15 protein-coding genes are annotated in these 16,290 nt (G+C 60.1%); 7 read left to right on the top strand and 8 right to left on the bottom strand.

The features are described from left to right. Positions 1 to 66: 66 nt before the first annotated feature. The 5 genes from PMI35_RS05040 to PMI35_RS05020 form a co-directional block, all read right to left on the bottom strand. The gene (locus tag PMI35_RS05040) at positions 67 to 2,058 is read right to left on the bottom strand and encodes a diguanylate cyclase (RefSeq protein WP_008064695.1); all 1,992 of its coding nucleotides are present in this window, start codon (positions 2,056 to 2,058) and stop codon (positions 67 to 69) included. Next, positions 2,059 to 2,934, bottom strand: coding sequence for an endonuclease/exonuclease/phosphatase family protein (locus PMI35_RS05035; RefSeq protein WP_008064696.1), 876 nt, complete (start codon positions 2,932 to 2,934; stop codon positions 2,059 to 2,061). A gap of 12 nt (positions 2,935 to 2,946) precedes the next feature. Continuing rightward, positions 2,947 to 3,588, bottom strand: a complete 642-nt coding sequence (locus PMI35_RS05030; protein WP_008064697.1) for a thiol:disulfide interchange protein DsbA/DsbL — start codon at positions 3,586 to 3,588, stop codon at positions 2,947 to 2,949. A gap of 199 nt (positions 3,589 to 3,787) precedes the next feature. Next, entirely contained in the window at positions 3,788 to 4,417 is a 630-nt protein-coding gene (locus PMI35_RS05025) for a c-type cytochrome (protein ID WP_008064698.1), read from the bottom strand. A 43-nt stretch (positions 4,418 to 4,460) separates the two neighbouring features. After that, complete coding sequence (locus PMI35_RS05020) at positions 4,461 to 4,751, bottom strand: c-type cytochrome (RefSeq protein ID WP_008064699.1); 291 nt, start codon at positions 4,749 to 4,751, stop codon at positions 4,461 to 4,463. A 191-nt stretch (positions 4,752 to 4,942) separates the two neighbouring features. Here PMI35_RS05020 and yihA point away from each other — a divergent pair, with 191 nt between their 5' ends. Next, on the top strand, positions 4,943 to 5,587 hold the full coding sequence (gene yihA, locus PMI35_RS05015) for a ribosome biogenesis GTP-binding protein YihA/YsxC (protein ID WP_008064701.1): 645 nt from the start codon (positions 4,943 to 4,945) through the stop codon (positions 5,585 to 5,587). A 333-nt stretch (positions 5,588 to 5,920) separates the two neighbouring features. Here yihA and polA read toward each other — a convergent pair whose 3' ends face one another. Further along, positions 5,921 to 8,740, bottom strand: a complete 2,820-nt coding sequence (polA, locus tag PMI35_RS05010) for a DNA polymerase I (protein WP_008064703.1) — start codon at positions 8,738 to 8,740, stop codon at positions 5,921 to 5,923. 74 nt (positions 8,741 to 8,814) lie between these two features. Here polA and PMI35_RS05005 point away from each other — a divergent pair, with 74 nt between their 5' ends. Together PMI35_RS05005 and PMI35_RS05000 are read left to right on the top strand one after the other, a co-directional pair. Then, a complete protein-coding gene (locus PMI35_RS05005; RefSeq protein WP_008064705.1) occupies positions 8,815 to 9,105 on the top strand; it encodes a DUF2782 domain-containing protein in 291 nt (96 codons plus the stop codon). Positions 9,106 to 9,164: 59 nt separating this feature from the next. Next, positions 9,165 to 10,115, top strand: a complete 951-nt coding sequence (locus PMI35_RS05000; protein ID WP_008064707.1) for a homoserine kinase — start codon at positions 9,165 to 9,167, stop codon at positions 10,113 to 10,115. Between the two features lie 116 nt (positions 10,116 to 10,231). Here the strand turns inward: PMI35_RS05000 and PMI35_RS04995 are convergent, their stop codons facing one another. Further along, positions 10,232 to 11,152, bottom strand: a complete 921-nt coding sequence (locus PMI35_RS04995) for a zinc ABC transporter substrate-binding protein ZnuA (protein WP_008064709.1) — start codon at positions 11,150 to 11,152, stop codon at positions 10,232 to 10,234. A 66-nt stretch (positions 11,153 to 11,218) separates the two neighbouring features. On the opposite strand from PMI35_RS04995, the gene zur reads away from it, so the two are divergent. From zur to PMI35_RS04975, 4 genes are read left to right on the top strand one after another with little or no spacing between them, the layout of a single operon-like run. Further along, positions 11,219 to 11,701, top strand: a complete 483-nt coding sequence (gene zur / locus PMI35_RS04990; RefSeq protein ID WP_008064711.1) for a zinc uptake transcriptional repressor Zur — start codon at positions 11,219 to 11,221, stop codon at positions 11,699 to 11,701. Beyond that, a complete protein-coding gene (gene znuC / locus PMI35_RS04985) occupies positions 11,701 to 12,486 on the top strand; it encodes a zinc ABC transporter ATP-binding protein ZnuC (RefSeq protein WP_008064713.1) in 786 nt (261 codons plus the stop codon). Before zur ends, znuC begins: the two co-directional genes overlap by 1 nt. Beyond that, complete coding sequence (gene znuB, locus PMI35_RS04980; protein WP_008064715.1) at positions 12,479 to 13,267, top strand: zinc ABC transporter permease subunit ZnuB; 789 nt, start codon at positions 12,479 to 12,481, stop codon at positions 13,265 to 13,267. Before znuC ends, znuB begins: the two co-directional genes overlap by 8 nt. Positions 13,268 to 13,304: 37 nt before the next feature. After that, a complete protein-coding gene (locus tag PMI35_RS04975) occupies positions 13,305 to 14,024 on the top strand; it encodes a PA5502 family lipoprotein (RefSeq protein WP_008064717.1) in 720 nt (239 codons plus the stop codon). Positions 14,025 to 14,099: 75 nt separating this feature from the next. On the opposite strand, the gene katE is transcribed toward PMI35_RS04975, so the two are convergent. After that, a complete protein-coding gene (katE, locus tag PMI35_RS04970) occupies positions 14,100 to 16,241 on the bottom strand; it encodes a catalase HPII (protein WP_274517864.1) in 2,142 nt (713 codons plus the stop codon). Positions 16,242 to 16,290 lie beyond the last annotated feature (49 nt).

The raw sequence follows: 16,290 nt of genomic DNA on the forward strand, positions 1-16,290 counted from the left end.
GTAACGTACTGTCTTGCGCGTGTTGGGTCATCGCAACGATTTGAACTAAATGGAGCGACAAAGCGCTCAGCCCAGCTCCACTCGGTTGCGCCCGGCATTTTTTGCACGGTAAAGCGCCTGATCAGCTCTTTTGAGCACCACATCGCCATGCTCACCGGGCCTGAACGCCGCCAGACCTATGGAGAGGGTGACGGTTACCGGTTCACCCCTGAAGTGAAAAGGGCAGGCTTCGATGGCGGCGCGCAGGGTTTCCAGGAGTTTCATGCCGTTTGCCGGAACTGTGGATGGCATCAGCAGGACAAATTCCTCGCCACCAAACCGCGCAATGAAATCCGTAGTGCGCAGGCGCTTGCGCAGCACACTGGCAATGATTTTCAAGACTTTGTCGCCCGCCAGGTGCCCGTAATTATCATTGATGCGCTTGAAGTGATCGAGGTCGAGCATGGCCAGCATCAATGTATTGCCGTGCTGCTGATATTGGCCGATCTCATACTCAAGGCGCTCGCTCCAGGCCGCGCGGTTGGGCAGGCCGGTCAGCGGGTCGATCAAGGCTTTCTGGCGTTGCTCTTCCAGGTGCTCACGAAAGCCCTGGGCTTCCTGTTCCATGTGCGCAACTCGTTCGGCCAGGCCTTGAAGGCGGGCCGCCACCTCCTGCTCGCGCTCGTCGCGCTGCTGGCGGTGCTGGTCCATGGTGCCGAGCAAACCTTCCAGATGGTTTTCCAGCACGTGCTTGAGATCATCCAGGTCGGCTGCCTCCTGCATGCTGCTCTGCATGCCGTCGACCTGTTCGCGAATCTGCGTGTCCATCGCATGAGCGGCGGATCGGCTGTCGGCATGCCCGGCGCTGGCGGCCAGCAAGTTGCTCTGGAACGATTCCAGGCGTTCGTTGAGCCCCTGCAGATAGGCTTCGAACTCGTGTTGGCCACCGTCGGAGATTGCCAGCATTAAAGTCGCAAGATCGTCGAGAATCGGCAGCAACTCGTACCAGTTCAAGCCATTTTTCAGGCGTTCACGCATTGATTCGGCTTGTGGACGATGACGCTCGGGTACCGTCAGATCGTCAAGCAAGCCCAGCAAGGTGTCTTCGATGTGTTTGGCCACCGAGCTGTAGGACGGTTCGGGCGAGTCGGGCAGGGCGTAGAGCATGTCTTGCTCGGGCTGCTGCGGATCGATGGCCGCCAGGGCCTGGGCCATGGGCGAGGGTAGCGGCAGGGTGTCGAGCGGCACCACCGGGCTCAATTCGTCGGGATTGACTGCCGGTTCAGCCTGGATGGTGGGTGCAACGGCAGGTGCGGGCTGTATCTCGGATTGCTGCGTAGGGGCTTCGGCCATGACTTGCGCAGGCCGGGCTGGCGATTGCTGCGGCTCCAGGGCTGGCGCAACAGCAGCAGGTTGGGTTGCATCCGGTGTGTCGCGGAGTAACTGCGGCACAGTGTCGGCAGTGACCGGCGGGGTTGCGACCACGGGCGTTAGAACGGTATCGCCCGTCTGCGCGACAAGCGCTTGTTCTGTGGGGGCGGTTGTATTTTCCGCATCGCGATGACCGAACAGCCGCTGCAACAGTCCCGGGCGTTCAGGTTCCACCGGGCTCTCAAGCTGGCTCAAGGCCTTGCCTTGCAGTCCGCTCAGCTCGCCGAGCAGCAACGGGATCTCGCGCGCCTGGCTGACGCGACTGTCCAGTTGCTTGGCGAAGTGCTTGAGGGGACGACTCACTTCCCGGGGCAGCGGCAATGTTTGCAGCTGCGTGACCAGGGCGGTAAGCGCGGCGCTGGTCTGGTTGATCCGGGTTTCCCGTCGCTGCTCGGAGTCGAGTACGGCTTTTTCCAGGCGTGGCAGCAGGGCGGCGAGACCGGCGTCCATGTCATTGGTGCGTACGACTTCACGCATCTCCTTCATGCATTGGTCAACGACTCGGTCGGTGCCTTCGGCTGCCAGCGTGCTGCGCACCAGGCCCCGACGCAACAGGTCGAGCCGGGCATCCCAGCGTCGTTCGAGTTTTTCCTGTGTTTCGATGCTTTGGAGGTATTTCTCTTTCCAGCGCTGTGCGTCGTCGCTCATTCATGGGATCCGCGGGGGGGCAGGACTCAACGCGGGCAATGCATCGGCCGTGAGCGAACCCGGCAGACGAATCTCTACCGCGACCGGCAGGTGATCGGAAATGGGTTGCGCCAGCACCTCGACCTTTTCAAGGGTCAGGCTCGGGCTCAACAGAATATGGTCCAGGCAGCGCTGGGGGCGCCAGCTGGGGAACGTCGCTTCCATTTGCGGGGCCAGCAGCCCAAGGTCGCGCAATGGAGAGTGTTGCAACAGGTCACTGGCGTGGGTGTTCATGTCGCCCATCAGCACCTGGTGTTTATAACCGCCGATGACTTCGCGGATGTAAGCCAGTTGCATGCTGCGGGCGCGAGCGCCCAGTGCCAGGTGCATCATGACCACCACCAGCGCTTCGGGGCCTTCGCCGAAGCGCACCAGAATCGCTCCGCGACCCTTCGGCCCCGGCAGCGGATGGTCCTCGATCGCCCACGGCCGCAGGCGACTGAGCACACCGTTGCTGTGCTGACCCAGGCGACCGAGATTGCGATTGAGTTGTTGATACCAGTAGGGAAAGGCGCCGAGCTGGGCCAGGTGTTCGACCTGGTTGACGTAGCCTGAACGCAGGCTGCCGCCATCGGCTTCCTGGAGGGCGACCAGGTCGAAGTCGCCCAGCAGGTTGCCGATCTTTTGCAGATTGTCGGCACGCCCGGTGTGCGGCAACAGATGTTGCCAGCCCCGGGTCAGATAATGCCGATACCGTTCGGTGCTGATACCGACCTGGATATTGAAGCTGAGCAAGCGCAGACGGCTGTCTGCGGGCAGGCCCGTCGATTCCAGGTGATGCTCGTTGACCCGCGGATCATGCAGGCCAACGATGCGTTCGGTTCCCCAGCGGCGCATGGCAGGCGCCTCTTAGTTGGCGGCAGCCTTGTTAGCCGCTCGCTCCTGGTCGACCAGTTTATCGGCCAGTTGCAGGGCTTGTTCGGCACCGCCGGCAGAACCTACGTCAAAACGATACTTGCCGTTGACGATCATGGTCGGAACCCCGGTGATTTCATATTTTTTCGCCAGTTCGCGAGCCTTGTTGATCTGGCCCTTGATGGCGAAGGAGTCAAACGTGGCCAGGAACTTGTCCTTGTCGACGCCCTGGGTGGCCAGGAAGTCCGCCATGTCATTCTTGTCGGTCAGCTTCTTGTGTTCTTTCTGAATGGCTTCGAACACTGCGGCGTGGACCTTATGCTCGACACCCATGGCTTCGAGGGTCAGGAACATCTGGCCGTGTGCATCCCATGGGCCGCCGAACATGGCTGGAATACGTACGAAGTTCACGTCGGAAGGCAGCTTTTCAACCCATGGGTTGATTACCGGTTCGAAGGCGTAGCAGTGCGGGCAACCGTACCAGAACAGCTCCACCACTTCGATCTTTCCAGGCACGGCGACAGGCACCGGATTGCTCAGCTCGACATAAGGTGCGGCGGGGGTTTCAGCGGCTTGGGCAGTCATGCCGAACAGGCTGGCAGCGGCAAAAACGGCGCTGATGATCAGATTACGCATGCTTTACTCCTGGACAATTTTTTCGCCTCGCGGGACCTGATTTCAGACAGGTCTTGGCGGGCCTGAGTTCTGTAGTGTAACGGCAGCGGCCACAAAAAAGGGCGGCCAAAGCCACCCTTTTTATACTTGCTGTGACGGATTAATCGAGCGTTAACGTTGCAAGGGTTCTATGCCTTGCGCAACGCCCGATGCATCGGTCTTAGTGCAGGCCCTGGATGTAGCTGGACACTGCGGCGATGTCTTCGTCGCTCAGCTTCTTGGCAATGCTCTGCATTGGTTTGGTGTCGCCGTCGTTGGCCCGACCACCTTCTTCCTTGCGGAAATCGGTCAGTTGCTTGGCGATATATTGAGCGTGCTGGCCACCCAGGTGCGGGAAGCCTGCCGCTGCGTTGCCCGCGCCATTTGGCGAGTGGCAGCCGGTGCACGAAGGCAAGCCCTTGGCCAGGTCGCCGCCGCGAAACAGTGCTTCACCGCGAGCCACGACTTTCGGGTCGGCGGCGCCGACGCTGCCCTTCTGGCTGGCGAAGTAGGCGGCGATGTCCGCCAGATCCTGGTCGCTCAGGTTGGTCAGCAGGCCAGTCATTTCCAGAACGGTGCGCTTGCCCGACTTGATGTCGTGCAGCTGCTTGGTCAGGTAGCGTTCACCTTGCCCTGCCAGTTTTGGAAAGTTAGGCGCCATGCTGTTGCCATCCGGGCCATGACAGGCGCCACATACGGCGGCTTTTGCCTGGCCTGCGGCGGCGTCACCAGGTTTGACTGGCTCACCTGCAGCATGGGCAATGCCGGAGATCCCCACGGTCAACAGCAGACTCACGATCAATTTGTTCATCAGCTAATCCAACTACGGCTAAGGGTTAAGTTATGGACCGGGTTTACTCGCTCATCCAGTGGATGATGGCTTGGTAATCCTCGGCACTGCAGTCCATGCACAAACCACGCGGCGGCATCGCCTTGAAACCCTGGGTCACGTGTTGCACCAGCGTCTCCATACCTTTCGCCAACCTCGGCGTCCAAGCTTCCTGATCGCCCTTGCGGGGCGCCATGGGTAGTTGGCCGGAATGACAGGCACCACAAACACGGTTGTACACAGTTTCCGGATCCTGTGTAGCCTGAGCGCTGTAAAGCGGCATCAAGATTCCGGCAACTAGCAGCCATTTCGTCATAAAACGACCTTTTCAGGGTTGAGAGCGATCTGCGTTCTAGTGCGCAATCAAGGTCTGTCGCTCTCGTGAACTTCATCCTGCGTCGGGACAAAGCGCACACAAAATCTGCGGCATTATATACTGGCGTCACTGAAACGGAAGCGACACTGCTTGCCGCGCCCATTCCTGGCGCCGCCCACATCGGAAATCCCATGCAACTCAAGAATCCCATCCTCGGTCTGTGCCAACAGTCCACCTTCATGCTCAGCGCCGCCAAAGTCGACCAATGTCCGGATGACGAGGGCTTCGAAGTCGCCTTCGCCGGTCGTTCCAACGCCGGCAAGTCCAGTGCTCTGAACACCCTGACCCATGCCAGCCTGGCGCGCACCTCGAAAACGCCGGGGCGCACGCAACTGTTGAACTTCTTCAAGCTAGACGATGAACGCCGTCTGGTCGACCTGCCGGGCTACGGTTATGCAAAAGTACCGATCCCGCTCAAGCAACACTGGCAGCGTCACCTGGAAGCCTACCTGGGTGGTCGCGAGAGTTTGAAGGGGCTGATCCTGATGATGGACATCCGTCACCCGATGACCGACTTCGACCTGCTGATGCTCGATTGGGCCGTTGCGGCTGGCATGCCGATGCACATTTTGCTGACCAAGGCGGACAAGCTGACCTATGGCGCGGCCAAGAACACGCTGCTCAAGGTGCAGTCGGAAATTCGCAAGGGTTGGGGCGATGCCGTGACGATCCAGTTGTTTTCGGCCCCGAAGCGCATGGGCCTGGAAGACGCCTACACTGTACTGGCAGGCTGGATGGAACTGGCGGACAAGGGCGCTGACGAAGTAACTGTGTAAGAGTGAAAAAGCTGTCTGGGGAGCGGTCAGGCCAGCGCGGCATGATCGCACCAGCCAGTTTTTTACAGGCAAAAAAAACCCCGGACTTCTATGGGGAGGGGGAAGTTCCGGGGTTCAAGTTCTAGACCGCTAGGGCGGGGTCCAGATATCTGCCAACACTTAACACAACATAGGAGCATCGAAGGGCTTCACCAGCCATTCAGTAAATCTGAGTGGCTGGGGCCAGATTAGTTCAGTTTTTTTTCAGAAGCTTTGGAATAACCTCAAGCGCCTTTTGGACTAAGCAGCCTGCGAGCGGTCTGCCGCGACATGATGCCGCAGCAGAGTCTCCACTCAGTGCGCCTCATCCCAGTTATTGCCCACCCCGACTTCCACCAGCAATGGCACATCCAGTTTCGCAGCACCGCTCATGTGCAGGCGAATCTCGGCGCTGACCTGTTCGACCAGGTCCTCGCGCACTTCAAGTACCAATTCATCGTGCACCTGCAGGATGACTTTGGCGTCCAGGCCTGACGAGGTTAGCCAGTCATCCACGGCCACCATGGCTTTCTTGATGATGTCGGCCGCCGTGCCTTGCATCGGCGCGTTGATTGCCGTGCGTTCGGCGGCGGCACGCTCCTGCGGCTTGTTGGAATTGATCTCCGGCAGGTACAGCCGCCGCCCGAAGAACGTTTCCACATAACCTTGATCCGCAGCCTGGGCGCGGGTGCGATCCATGTACTCACGAACGCCGGGATAACGGGCGAAGTAGGTATCGATATAGGCCTTGGCGGTCTTGGTATCGACGCCGATGTCCTTGCCGAGTTTCTGCGCACCCATGCCGTAGATCAGGCCGAAGTTGATGGCCTTGGCGCTGCGCCGCTGGTCGGAGGTGACCTGGTTGAGCTCGACCTTGAACACTTCGGCAGCGGTGGCGGTGTGCACGTCCAGGTTATTGCGGAAGGCATTCATCAGGCCTTCATCGCGGGACAGGTGCGCCATGATCCGCAGCTCGATCTGCGAATAGTCGGCCGCCAGCAGCTTGTAGCCTTTCGGAGCGACGAAGGCCTGGCGAATGCGCCGCCCTTCCGCGGTGCGCACCGGGATGTTCTGCAGGTTCGGATCGCTGGACGAGAGACGCCCGGTGGACGCCACGGCCTGGTGATAGGAGGTGTGGATGCGTCCGGTGCGCGGATTGATCTGTTCCGGCAGACGGTCGGTGTAGGTGCTTTTGAGCTTGCTCATGGAGCGGTATTCCATCAGCACCTTGGGCAGCCGATAGTCGTCCTCGGCCAGCTTGGCCAGCACTTCTTCGGCGGTGGACGGTTGGCCCTTGGCGGTCTTTTTCAGCACCGGCAATCCGAGCTTCTCGTAGAGGATCACGCCGAGCTGCTTGGGTGAGCCCAGGTTGAATTCCTCACCGGCAATCTCGAAGGCTTCACGCTCCAGCGCCACCATCTTGTCGCCCAGTTCGATGCTTTGCACCCCTAGCAGGGCGGCATCCACGAACGCGCCCTGGCGTTCGATACGTGCGAGCACCGGTACCACGGGCATCTCGATGTCGGTCAGCACGCTGGCCAGGGTCGGGATGACGGTCAGCTTCTCGAACAAGGCCTGGTGCAGGCGCAGGGTGATGTCCGCGTCCTCGGCCGCGTAAGGCCCGGCCTGCTCCAGCGCAATTTGGTCGAACGTCAGCTGCTTCACGCCTTTGCCGGCGATGTCCTGGAAGCTCACGGTGGTGTGATCCAGATACTTCAGCGCCAGGCTGTCCATGTCATGGCGGGTGGCCGTGGAGTTGAGCACATAGGACTCAAGCATGGTGTCGAAAGCGACGCCGCGCACGGTGATGCCGTTTGCCTGATCGCCACCGATGGCGCAGTTGGCCAGGATGTTCATGTCGAACTTGGCGTGCTGGCCGACCTTGAGCTTGTTCGGGTCTTCCAGAATCGGCTTGAGGGCGCGCAGGACGGTGTCGCGATCCAGTTGATCGGGCACGCCGATGTAGGAGTGGGTCAACGGGATGTAGGCCGCTTCGTTGGCCTGCACCGCAAACGACAAGCCCACCAGTTGCGCCTGCTGCGCGTCGATGCCGGTGGTTTCGGTGTCGAAGGCGAACAGCTTGGCGCTGTTCAGTTTTTCGAGCCAAACGTCGAATCGAGCCTGGTCGAGGATGGTCTCGTAACGGGCTTCTGACGTGGCCGGCGGCACTTCGGCTTCGGCTTCGGTTTCGGCGGCACTGAACAGATCGACTACCGGCTGAGGCTTGGAGGCAGCAGCGCTCAGTTCAAGACGTTTGGCGTCCCGATCAAGATCGTTCAGCCAGCTTTTGAATTCCAGCAGGGAATAGAGCTCGTAGAGTTTGGCCGGATCTTCCGGGCCCATTTGCAAGTCGTCGAGGCCAATCTCCAGCGGCACATCGACCTTGATGGTCGCCAGTTGATAGGAGAGGAACGCCATCTCCTTGTGCTCTTCGAGCTTGGCCGGCAGGGTCTTGGCACCGCGGATCGGCAGTGTGGGGACGATGTCTAGCTGCGCGTAGAGCTCGGTCAGGCCGCCATTCACACCCACCAGCAGGCCGGAAGCGGTCTTTGGGCCTATGCCCGGAACGCCTGGAATGTTGTCGGAAGAATCGCCCATGAGTGCCAGATAATCGATGATCTGCTCCGGAGCGACGCCGAATTTCTCCTTCACGCCGTCTACGTCCATGCTGCTACCGGTCATGGTATTGACCAAGGTAATGTGGCCGTCGACCAGTTGCGCCATGTCCTTGTCGCCGGTGGAGATGACCACCGGACGATCGGCCGCCGCGCTGCTGCGTGCCAGCGTGCCGATCACGTCATCGGCCTCGACGCCTTCAACGCACAGCAGCGGGAAGCCCAGGGCGATCACGCTTTGATGCAGGGGTTCGATCTGCACACGCATGTCATCGGGCATGCTCGGCCGGTTGGCCTTGTATTCGGCGTACATGTCATCGCGAAATGTCCCACCCTTGGCATCGAACACCACGGCGAAGGGACTGTCCGGGTACTGCTTGCGCAGACTCTTGAGCATGTTCAACACGCCCTTGACCGCGCCGGTGGGCAGGCCTTTGGACGTGGTCAGCGGTGGCAGCGCGTGAAAGGCGCGGTACAGGTAAGAAGAACCGTCCACCAGGACGAGGGGGGCTTGGCTCATGAGCAGGATCAACCTTTTCGGCGGGTCCGGCGCTAGAATAGCGGGACCGTTGACGACAAAGGGACAAGGTTATCATGCGCACACTAAATCGCCTGTTGCTGGCTGGGTTGTTTGCAGTCACTCCGTTGGCCGTCATGGCGGCGGACGATGCGCCATCGCCAGATCCGGAAGTAACCATTCGCACGGAAGGCGACAAAACGATTCAGGAGTACCGTCAGAACGGTTTTCTCTACGCCATCAAGGTCACTCCGAGCGTCGGCAAACCCTATTTTCTGGTGCGCGCCGATGGATCGGACGGTAACTTCATCCGCTCGGATCAGCCGGATATGCTGATACCGTCGTGGAAGATCTTTGAGTGGAAGTAGTTTCTTAATTTCAATCGGCGTTGGCTCAAGAGCGGCGCCTCGTACTGGCAGTTTTAATCATGTCTGTGTTTACCCCCCTGGCTCGGCCCGAGCTGGAAGCTTTTCTCGCCCCTTATGGCCTCGGCCGCCTGCTTGATTTCCAGGGGATTGCCGCCGGTAGCGAAAACACCAATTTCTTTATCAGCCTGGAGCAGGGCGAGTTTGTCCTGACCCTGGTCGAGCGCGGCCCGGTGCAGGAGATGCCATTCTTCATCGAATTGCTCGACGTGCTGCACGAGGCCGACCTGCCGGTGCCTTACGCGCTGCGCACCACCGACGGCGTTGCGTTGCGCGAGCTGGCCGGTAAGCCTGCGCTGTTGCAACCGCGCTTGGCCGGCAAGCACATCAAGCAAGCCAACGCCCAGCATTGCGCGCAGGTAGGCGAGTTGCTTGCCCACCTGCACCTGGCGACCCAGGCCAAGATGATCAAGCGCAAGACCGATCGTGGCCTGGACTGGATGCTGGAAGAGGGCACGCAATTGCTGTCGCACCTCAATGCTGGGCAGAAAGCTTTGCTGGAGCGGGCGCTGGAAGAAATCACCCAACAGAAAGAGAAAATCCTGGCGCTGCCTCGGGCCAACATCCATGCCGACCTGTTCCGCGATAACGCGATGTTCGAAGGCACGCACCTGACCGGGCTGATTGATTTCTACAACGCCTGCTCGGGGCCGATGCTCTACGACGTGGCGATTGCCCTGAACGACTGGTGTTCCGACGATGACGGCTTGATTGACGGCCCGCGGGCGCGGGCACTGCTGGGGGCTTATGCCGCGTTGCGACCGTTTACCGCGGCCGAGGCTGAGTTGTGGCCGACCATGTTGCGGGTGGCGTGCGTGCGTTTCTGGTTGTCACGGTTGATCGCGGCGGAGTCGTTTGCCGGGCAGGACGTGTTGATTCACGATCCGATGGAGTTTGAGCTGCGTTTGGCGCAGCGCCAGACAGTTAATACGCCTTTGCCGTTCGCCCTTTAAGAGCTTCGCGGGCAAGCCTCGCTCCTACAGAAATCGGTCGTTCGCAATTATTGTGATCGGCGCGAAATCTGTAGGAGCGAGGCTTGCCCGCGAACGGGGCGACACAAATTCCGGGGTTACAACGACTCCAGACACCCCGCCAAATCATTCCCCAATTTCTCCAGCACCTGCTCGTACCCCTGAGCCGTCGCTGGCGTATACCCACCCAAAGCATCCAGTTCCGCCAGCTTCACCGGCAGGCCCGCCACCAGGGTTTCCGCCAGGCGTGGGCGTAGCGGTGGTTCGCTGAATACACAGGTCTTGCCCACTTCCTGCAACCGCGCACGCATTGCCGCAACATGCTGGGCGCCAGGCTGCACTTCGGCTGCGACACTGAAAACGCCGGCGTGCTTGAGGCCGTAGGCGTCTTCGAAGTAATCGAACGCTTCGTGGAACACGAAGTAAGGTTTGCCTTCAATACCAGCCAGACGTTTCTTCAGGCGTGCATCCAGCGCATCGAGACGCTCGTCAAATGCCTTCAGGTTGCTCTGGTAGCGCGCCGCGTTGGCCGAGTCGGCCGCACTCAGGTCCGCAGCCATTTTCGCCGCGATCACCCGGGCGTTGACCGGCGACAGCCACAAATGCGCATCCAGGGTGCCCGGACGGTGATCGTGGTCGTGTTCGTCGGCTTCTTCGGCGTGGGAGTGGTTATCTTCGGCGAAATGTCGCAGCTTCAGGCCAGGAAGCTCCTGCACGGCGACGCTCGGCAGCGTACGACCATTGAGCACCCGTGGCATGAAACCTTCCATGTCCGGCCCGATCCAGTACAGCAGATCCACCGATTGCACCTTCCGTACGTCGGATGGGCGCAAGGCATAGTTATGCGGCGAGGCGCCGGGTGGCAGCAAGACTTCCGGGATCGCCACACCGTCCTGTACGGCAGCGGCGATCAGCTGCAGTGGCTTGATGCTGGTGAGGACCTTGACCTCGGCTTGCGCCGAGCCAATCAGCAGAAAACTGGTGAAAATTGCGACAAAGATGGAAAAAAGTCGGGACACGATGACCACTCGAAGAGGCGAGAACGGGTAACATAATAACGTCTCTCACAAAACTCGTCGCCGCTCATGCCTAAAACACCGATTGCCAGCCGTCCCCACGACCACTCTCATTGCGTTCACAGCGCATTGTCTGAGGCCGATGCCTTGTGCGCGCGCCAGGGTTTGCGCCTGACCGCATTGCGTCGGCGGGTGCTGGAACTGGTGTGGCAAAGCCACAAACCCTTGGGCGCCTACGACATTCTTGCGGTGCTCAGCGAGCAGGATGGCCGCCGAGCGGCGCCACCAACCGTGTACCGCGCGCTGGATTTCCTGCTGGAAAACGGCCTCGTGCACCGAATCTCCTCGCTCAACGCCTTCATCGGTTGCAATCATCCGGAGCACGCGCACCAGGGTCAGTTCCTGATCTGCCGTGAATGCCACGCCGCCATCGAACTCGAACAGAAATCCATCAGCGACGCGATCATCGCCAGCGCCAGGGACGTCGGGTTTGTCGTCGAAGGCCAGACCGTCGAAGTGATCGGTCTCTGTTCGGGCTGCCAGGGGGCTTGATGAGCAACGCGCTGATCCGCCTCGAGCAGGTTGCCGTCACGTTTGCCGGGCAACCCGTGCTGGATAATATCGAACTGAGCGTCGAGCCGGGGCAGATCGTGACCCTGATCGGCCCTAATGGTGCCGGCAAGACCACCCTGGTGCGCGCTGTGCTCGGCCTGTTGAAACCCGACAGCGGCAGTGTCTGGCGCAAGCCGAAACTGCGGGTCGGCTATATGCCGCAAAAGCTGCATGTCGATCCGACCCTGCCGCTCTCGGTGCTGCGCTTCTTGCGCCTGGTGCCGGGTGTGGACCGTGCGATGGCCCTGGCTGCGCTCAAGGAAGTCGGCGCCGAGCAGGTGATCGACAGCCCCGTGCAAAGTGTTTCCGGCGGTGAAATGCAACGCGTCCTGCTGGCCCGGGCCTTGTTGCGTGAGCCTGAACTTCTGGTGCTCGACGAGCCGGTACAAGGCGTCGACGTGGCCGGCCAGGCCGAACTCTATAGTCTGATCACCCGCCTGCGAGACCGTCACGGCTGCGGTGTGTTGATGGTTTCCCACGATCTGCACCTGGTGATGAGCACCACCGACCAGGTGGTTTGCCTGAACCGCCATGTCTGCTGCTCCGGCCACCCCGAGCAGGTCAGCGGCGATCCGGCATTCGTCGAACTGTTCGGAAAAAACGCGCAAAGCCTGGCGATTTATCACCACCACCACGACCACGCCCACGATTTGCACGGCTCAGTGGTCAAGGCGCCCGCATCGGGCCATAACCATGTTCATGGAGATAGCTGCAAGCATGGCTGATTTTCTGCTCTACGCCCTGCTTGCAGGTCTGGCTCTGGCGGTTGTGGCGGGCCCCTTGGGCTCCTTCGTGGTCTGGCGGCGCATGGCCTATTTCGGCGACACCCTGTCCCACGCGGCATTGCTGGGCGTGGCGTTGGGCTTTCTGCTCGATGTCAGCCCGACCGTTGCAGTCACCGTCGGCTGCTTGCTGTTGGCGGTGTTGCTGGTGACCTTGCAACAGCGTCAGCCGCTGGCTTCCGACACGCTTTTGGGAATTCTCGCACCCAGCACCCTCTCTTTAGGCCTGGTGGTACTAAGCTTCATGCACGAAGTGCGGATCGACCTGATGGCCTATCTGTTCGGTGACTTGCTGGCGATCAGTCCAACCGACCTGGCGTGGATCCTCGGTGGCAGCGCCGCGGTGCTGGCGTTGTTGGTGACGTTGTGGCGGCCACTGCTGGCAATCACCGTGCACGAAGAGTTGGCAAGGGTCGAAGGGCTGCCGGTGGCGGGGTTGCGCCTGGCGCTGATGCTGTTGATCGCCGTGGTGATTGCCGTGGCGATGAAAATCGTCGGTGTGTTGCTGATCACCTCGTTGTTGATCATTCCGGCCGCTGCGGCACAGCGTCACGCCCGCTCACCGGAGCAGATGGCACTGGGCGCCAGCGTGCTGGGCATACTCGCCGTGTGTGGCGGATTGGCGCTGTCCTGGTTCAAGGACACCCCGGCGGGGCCGTCGATTGTAGTGGCGGCCGCCGCGCTGTTTCTGCTGAGTTTTGTTCTGCCCCGTCGAGGGGTGTAGACTTGCTCGTTTTTTGCGCAAATAGAGAGTCGCAGGAATGAAGTCGTTCGCCTCCCGTTATCTGCTCCTTGTCGCATTTTCTTTGCTGCTGGGCGCTTGCCAAAGCACGCCACCGGCAGCCACCGAGGTTTCGGATGCGCGGGCCACGGCCATTGCACAGCTGGAACAAAGCCTGGCCAGCAGCGATTTGGCCACGGCCGAAGGTCAATTGGCCGCGTTGCAGGCCGAGTCCCCCAACGATCAATCCCTTGAGCAATACCAGCGTCAACTGGCCGAAGCCTACCTGCTGCGTAGCCAGATCGTGCTGCAAAAAGGCGATGTAAACGCTGCTGCCACCGCATTGGCCCGGGCCCGGGTCTTGATGCCTAAAGCGCCTGCGCTGACCGGTGGCGTCAATGGTGCCATCGCACAAGCCCGGAAGGCTGAGCTGGAAAAGGCCGAAGCAGACCTCAAGTCCGCCGAAGCCAAGCGCAAAGCCAAGGTCATTGATCCAGAGGCGGAAAGCACCACGGTGAAGCTAAAAATCACCGATATGGGGAAAATGCGTCGTCAACTGGATGCGATTGCCGCCGATGTTGTGAATTTTCAGTGCGACGTGAGCATTCAGGTGCCGCGTACCGATGATTATCCCTGGGTGGCTAACTTGCTGACCAAGCGGGTGAAGAAGCTTGATCCGCAGTTTGATCTGAACCTGGAGCGGCAGATTATTCGCAGCGTTCCGGCGCAGGTGGTCCTGAGTCCGCGCAAGCAGCCTTAAAAGCATCGCGGGCAAGCCTTGCTCCTACAGGAGCAAGGCTTGCCCGCGATGGCGTCCTCTCAATCAATACAAAACTCAGGCCGGAATCGCTTTAGCCTTCGGCTCTCTCTCCCAAACCCGATGCTGACCAATCGCCGTAAAGAACGCATTGGTCAACTTCGCATCCGCACCAACAATCAATCCCGCATCAACCTCCAGCTTCAACACATCCAGCAACTGCTTCGCCTCGCCATGCAACGCAATCGCTTTCAAATGCTTGTAAGCCTCCAGCACGTAGTGCAACGCCACGCCATCAGTGCTCAGCGCCTTGATCGATGCCGCTCCTCCGGGCACGAACACCGCGTCGAATGCCACTGAAGGCAAGCCTTCCATGGACGCATCCACCGGCAACGACTTGCCATCGGCGGTTTTCACCGGTGCCGAGGTCGGGCCGAGCAATTTGGCATGCGCCCCTTCAGCTTCCAGCGCTTTCTTCATGGCATCGATTGCTGCGCCGTCTACGCCATCGGCAGCCAGGATCGCTACTTTGCGGGTTTTGATATCGCCTGGCAGCAGGTTGGCCTGACTCAGAGCCGGCGAGCGGTCCAGGGACGTTTTTGGTACATCGACGGTCTCCGCTTTCGGCACCGCAAGTCCGAGGTTCTGGGCCACCCGCTTGGCCAGCTCCAGATCGATGTTGGCCAGGATCTCATTCACTTCCCTTGCCCGAATGAACTCACGCTCAACCTTGCCCAGCTCGAAGCTGTACGCGGCGATGATGTGTTCTTGCTCATGTTTGCTCATGCTGTGGAAAAACAGGCGTGCCTGGGAAAAGTGGTCGCTGAACGACTCGCTACGCTGACGGATCTTGTTGGCGTCGATGCGCTCGGCGTAACTCTCGAAGCCGCCATCTTGCGCTGCGGGCGGCGTTTCTTTCGGCCAGCCGCCATCGATAGAGTTAGGTTCGTAGGCCGCACGGCCCTTGTCGATGGTGGTGCGGTGCAGCGCATCCCGCTGGCCGTTGTGCAGGGGTGAAATCGTTCGGTTGATTGGAATCTCGTGAAAATTCGGGCCACCGAGTCGGCTGATCTGCGTGTCGGTATAGGAAAACAGCCGGCCCTGCAGCAGCGGATCGTTGGAGAAATCGATCCCCGGCACGATATGTCCCGGGCAGAACGCGACCTGCTCGGTTTCGGCGAAAAAGTTGTCCGGATTGCGGTTCAATACCATCTTGCCCAGCGGGGTGATGGGTACGATCTCTTCAGGGATGAGCTTGGTGGGGTCGAGGATGTCGAAATCGAAGGCGTGTTCGTTTTCTTCCTCCACTACCTGGACACCCAGCTCCCATTCCGGATAGTCACCCATCTCGATGGCCTCCCAGAGGTCGCGACGATGGTAGTCGGTGTCTTTGCCTGCAAGCTTTTGTGCTTCATCCCACACCAGCGAACAGGTACCCGCGGCAGGGCGCCAGTGAAACTTGACGAAGCGCGATTTTCCTTCGGCATTGATCATGCGGAAGGTGTGAACCCCAAAGCCCTGCATGCTGCGCAGGCTTTTGGGGATCGCCCGGTCGGACATCGCCCAGATCACCATGTGAGCCGATTCCGGTTGCAACGAAACAAAATCCCAGAAGGTGTCGTGGGCCGAGCCGCCGGTGGGTATTTCGTTGTGGGGCTCTGGTTTCACGGCGTGGACGAAGTCAGGGAATTTGATGGCGTCCTGGATGAAAAAAACCGGCATGTTGTTGCCCACCAGGTCGTAGATGCCTTCATCGGTGAAAAACTTCACCGCGAAGCCTCGTACATCACGCACGGTATCGCCTGACCCGCGAGGCCCCTGCACCGTGGAAAAGCGCACGAATACCGGGGTCTTTTTGCCGGGGTCCTGCAGGAATCCGGCTTTGGTCAAGACGCTGTGGTTTTCATAACTCTGGAAGTAACCATGGGCACCCGTACCGCGGGCATGAACGATGCGCTCGGGAATGCGTTCATGGTCAAAATGCGTGATCTTTTCACGCATGATGAAATCTTCCAGCAGCGACGGCCCACGGGCGCCGGCTTTCAAGGTGTTCTGGTTGTCGGCCACCTTCACGCCCTGATTGGTACGCAAGGCCTGACCGGTGGCGTCTGAGCGGAATTTTTCCAGGCTATCGAGCTTGGCGTTGGTGTTATTGCGGTCCAGGGTATCGGTCCCGGCCAGGTCGCTCTTTGGCGCGGCAGGCTTTTTAGTGCTCATCAGGCGTGACTCCTCGGCAGAAATTCGAGTTGCCTAAGTAGTGACTGATGAC

Source organism: Pseudomonas sp. GM78, assembly GCF_000282475.1.
Lineage (GTDB): Bacteria > Pseudomonadota > Gammaproteobacteria > Pseudomonadales > Pseudomonadaceae > Aquipseudomonas.

Coding starts and splice junctions, on each gene's coding strand:
- PMI35_RS05040 (WP_008064695.1), bottom strand. CDS start 2,058: ATGAGCGACGACGCACAGCGCTGGAAAGAGAAATACCTCCAAAGCATC.
- PMI35_RS05035 (WP_008064696.1), bottom strand. CDS start 2,934: ATGCGCCGCTGGGGAACCGAACGCATCGTTGGCCTGCATGATCCGCGG.
- PMI35_RS05030 (WP_008064697.1), bottom strand. CDS start 3,588: ATGCGTAATCTGATCATCAGCGCCGTTTTTGCCGCTGCCAGCCTGTTC.
- PMI35_RS05025 (WP_008064698.1), bottom strand. CDS start 4,417: ATGAACAAATTGATCGTGAGTCTGCTGTTGACCGTGGGGATCTCCGGC.
- PMI35_RS05020 (WP_008064699.1), bottom strand. CDS start 4,751: ATGACGAAATGGCTGCTAGTTGCCGGAATCTTGATGCCGCTTTACAGC.
- yihA (WP_008064701.1), top strand. CDS start 4,943: ATGCAACTCAAGAATCCCATCCTCGGTCTGTGCCAACAGTCCACCTTC.
- polA (WP_008064703.1), bottom strand. CDS start 8,740: ATGAGCCAAGCCCCCCTCGTCCTGGTGGACGGTTCTTCTTACCTGTAC.
- PMI35_RS05005 (WP_008064705.1), top strand. CDS start 8,815: ATGCGCACACTAAATCGCCTGTTGCTGGCTGGGTTGTTTGCAGTCACT.
- PMI35_RS05000 (WP_008064707.1), top strand. CDS start 9,165: ATGTCTGTGTTTACCCCCCTGGCTCGGCCCGAGCTGGAAGCTTTTCTC.
- zur (WP_008064711.1), top strand. CDS start 11,219: ATGCCTAAAACACCGATTGCCAGCCGTCCCCACGACCACTCTCATTGC.
- znuC (WP_008064713.1), top strand. CDS start 11,701: ATGAGCAACGCGCTGATCCGCCTCGAGCAGGTTGCCGTCACGTTTGCC.
- znuB (WP_008064715.1), top strand. CDS start 12,479: ATGGCTGATTTTCTGCTCTACGCCCTGCTTGCAGGTCTGGCTCTGGCG.
- PMI35_RS04975 (WP_008064717.1), top strand. CDS start 13,305: ATGAAGTCGTTCGCCTCCCGTTATCTGCTCCTTGTCGCATTTTCTTTG.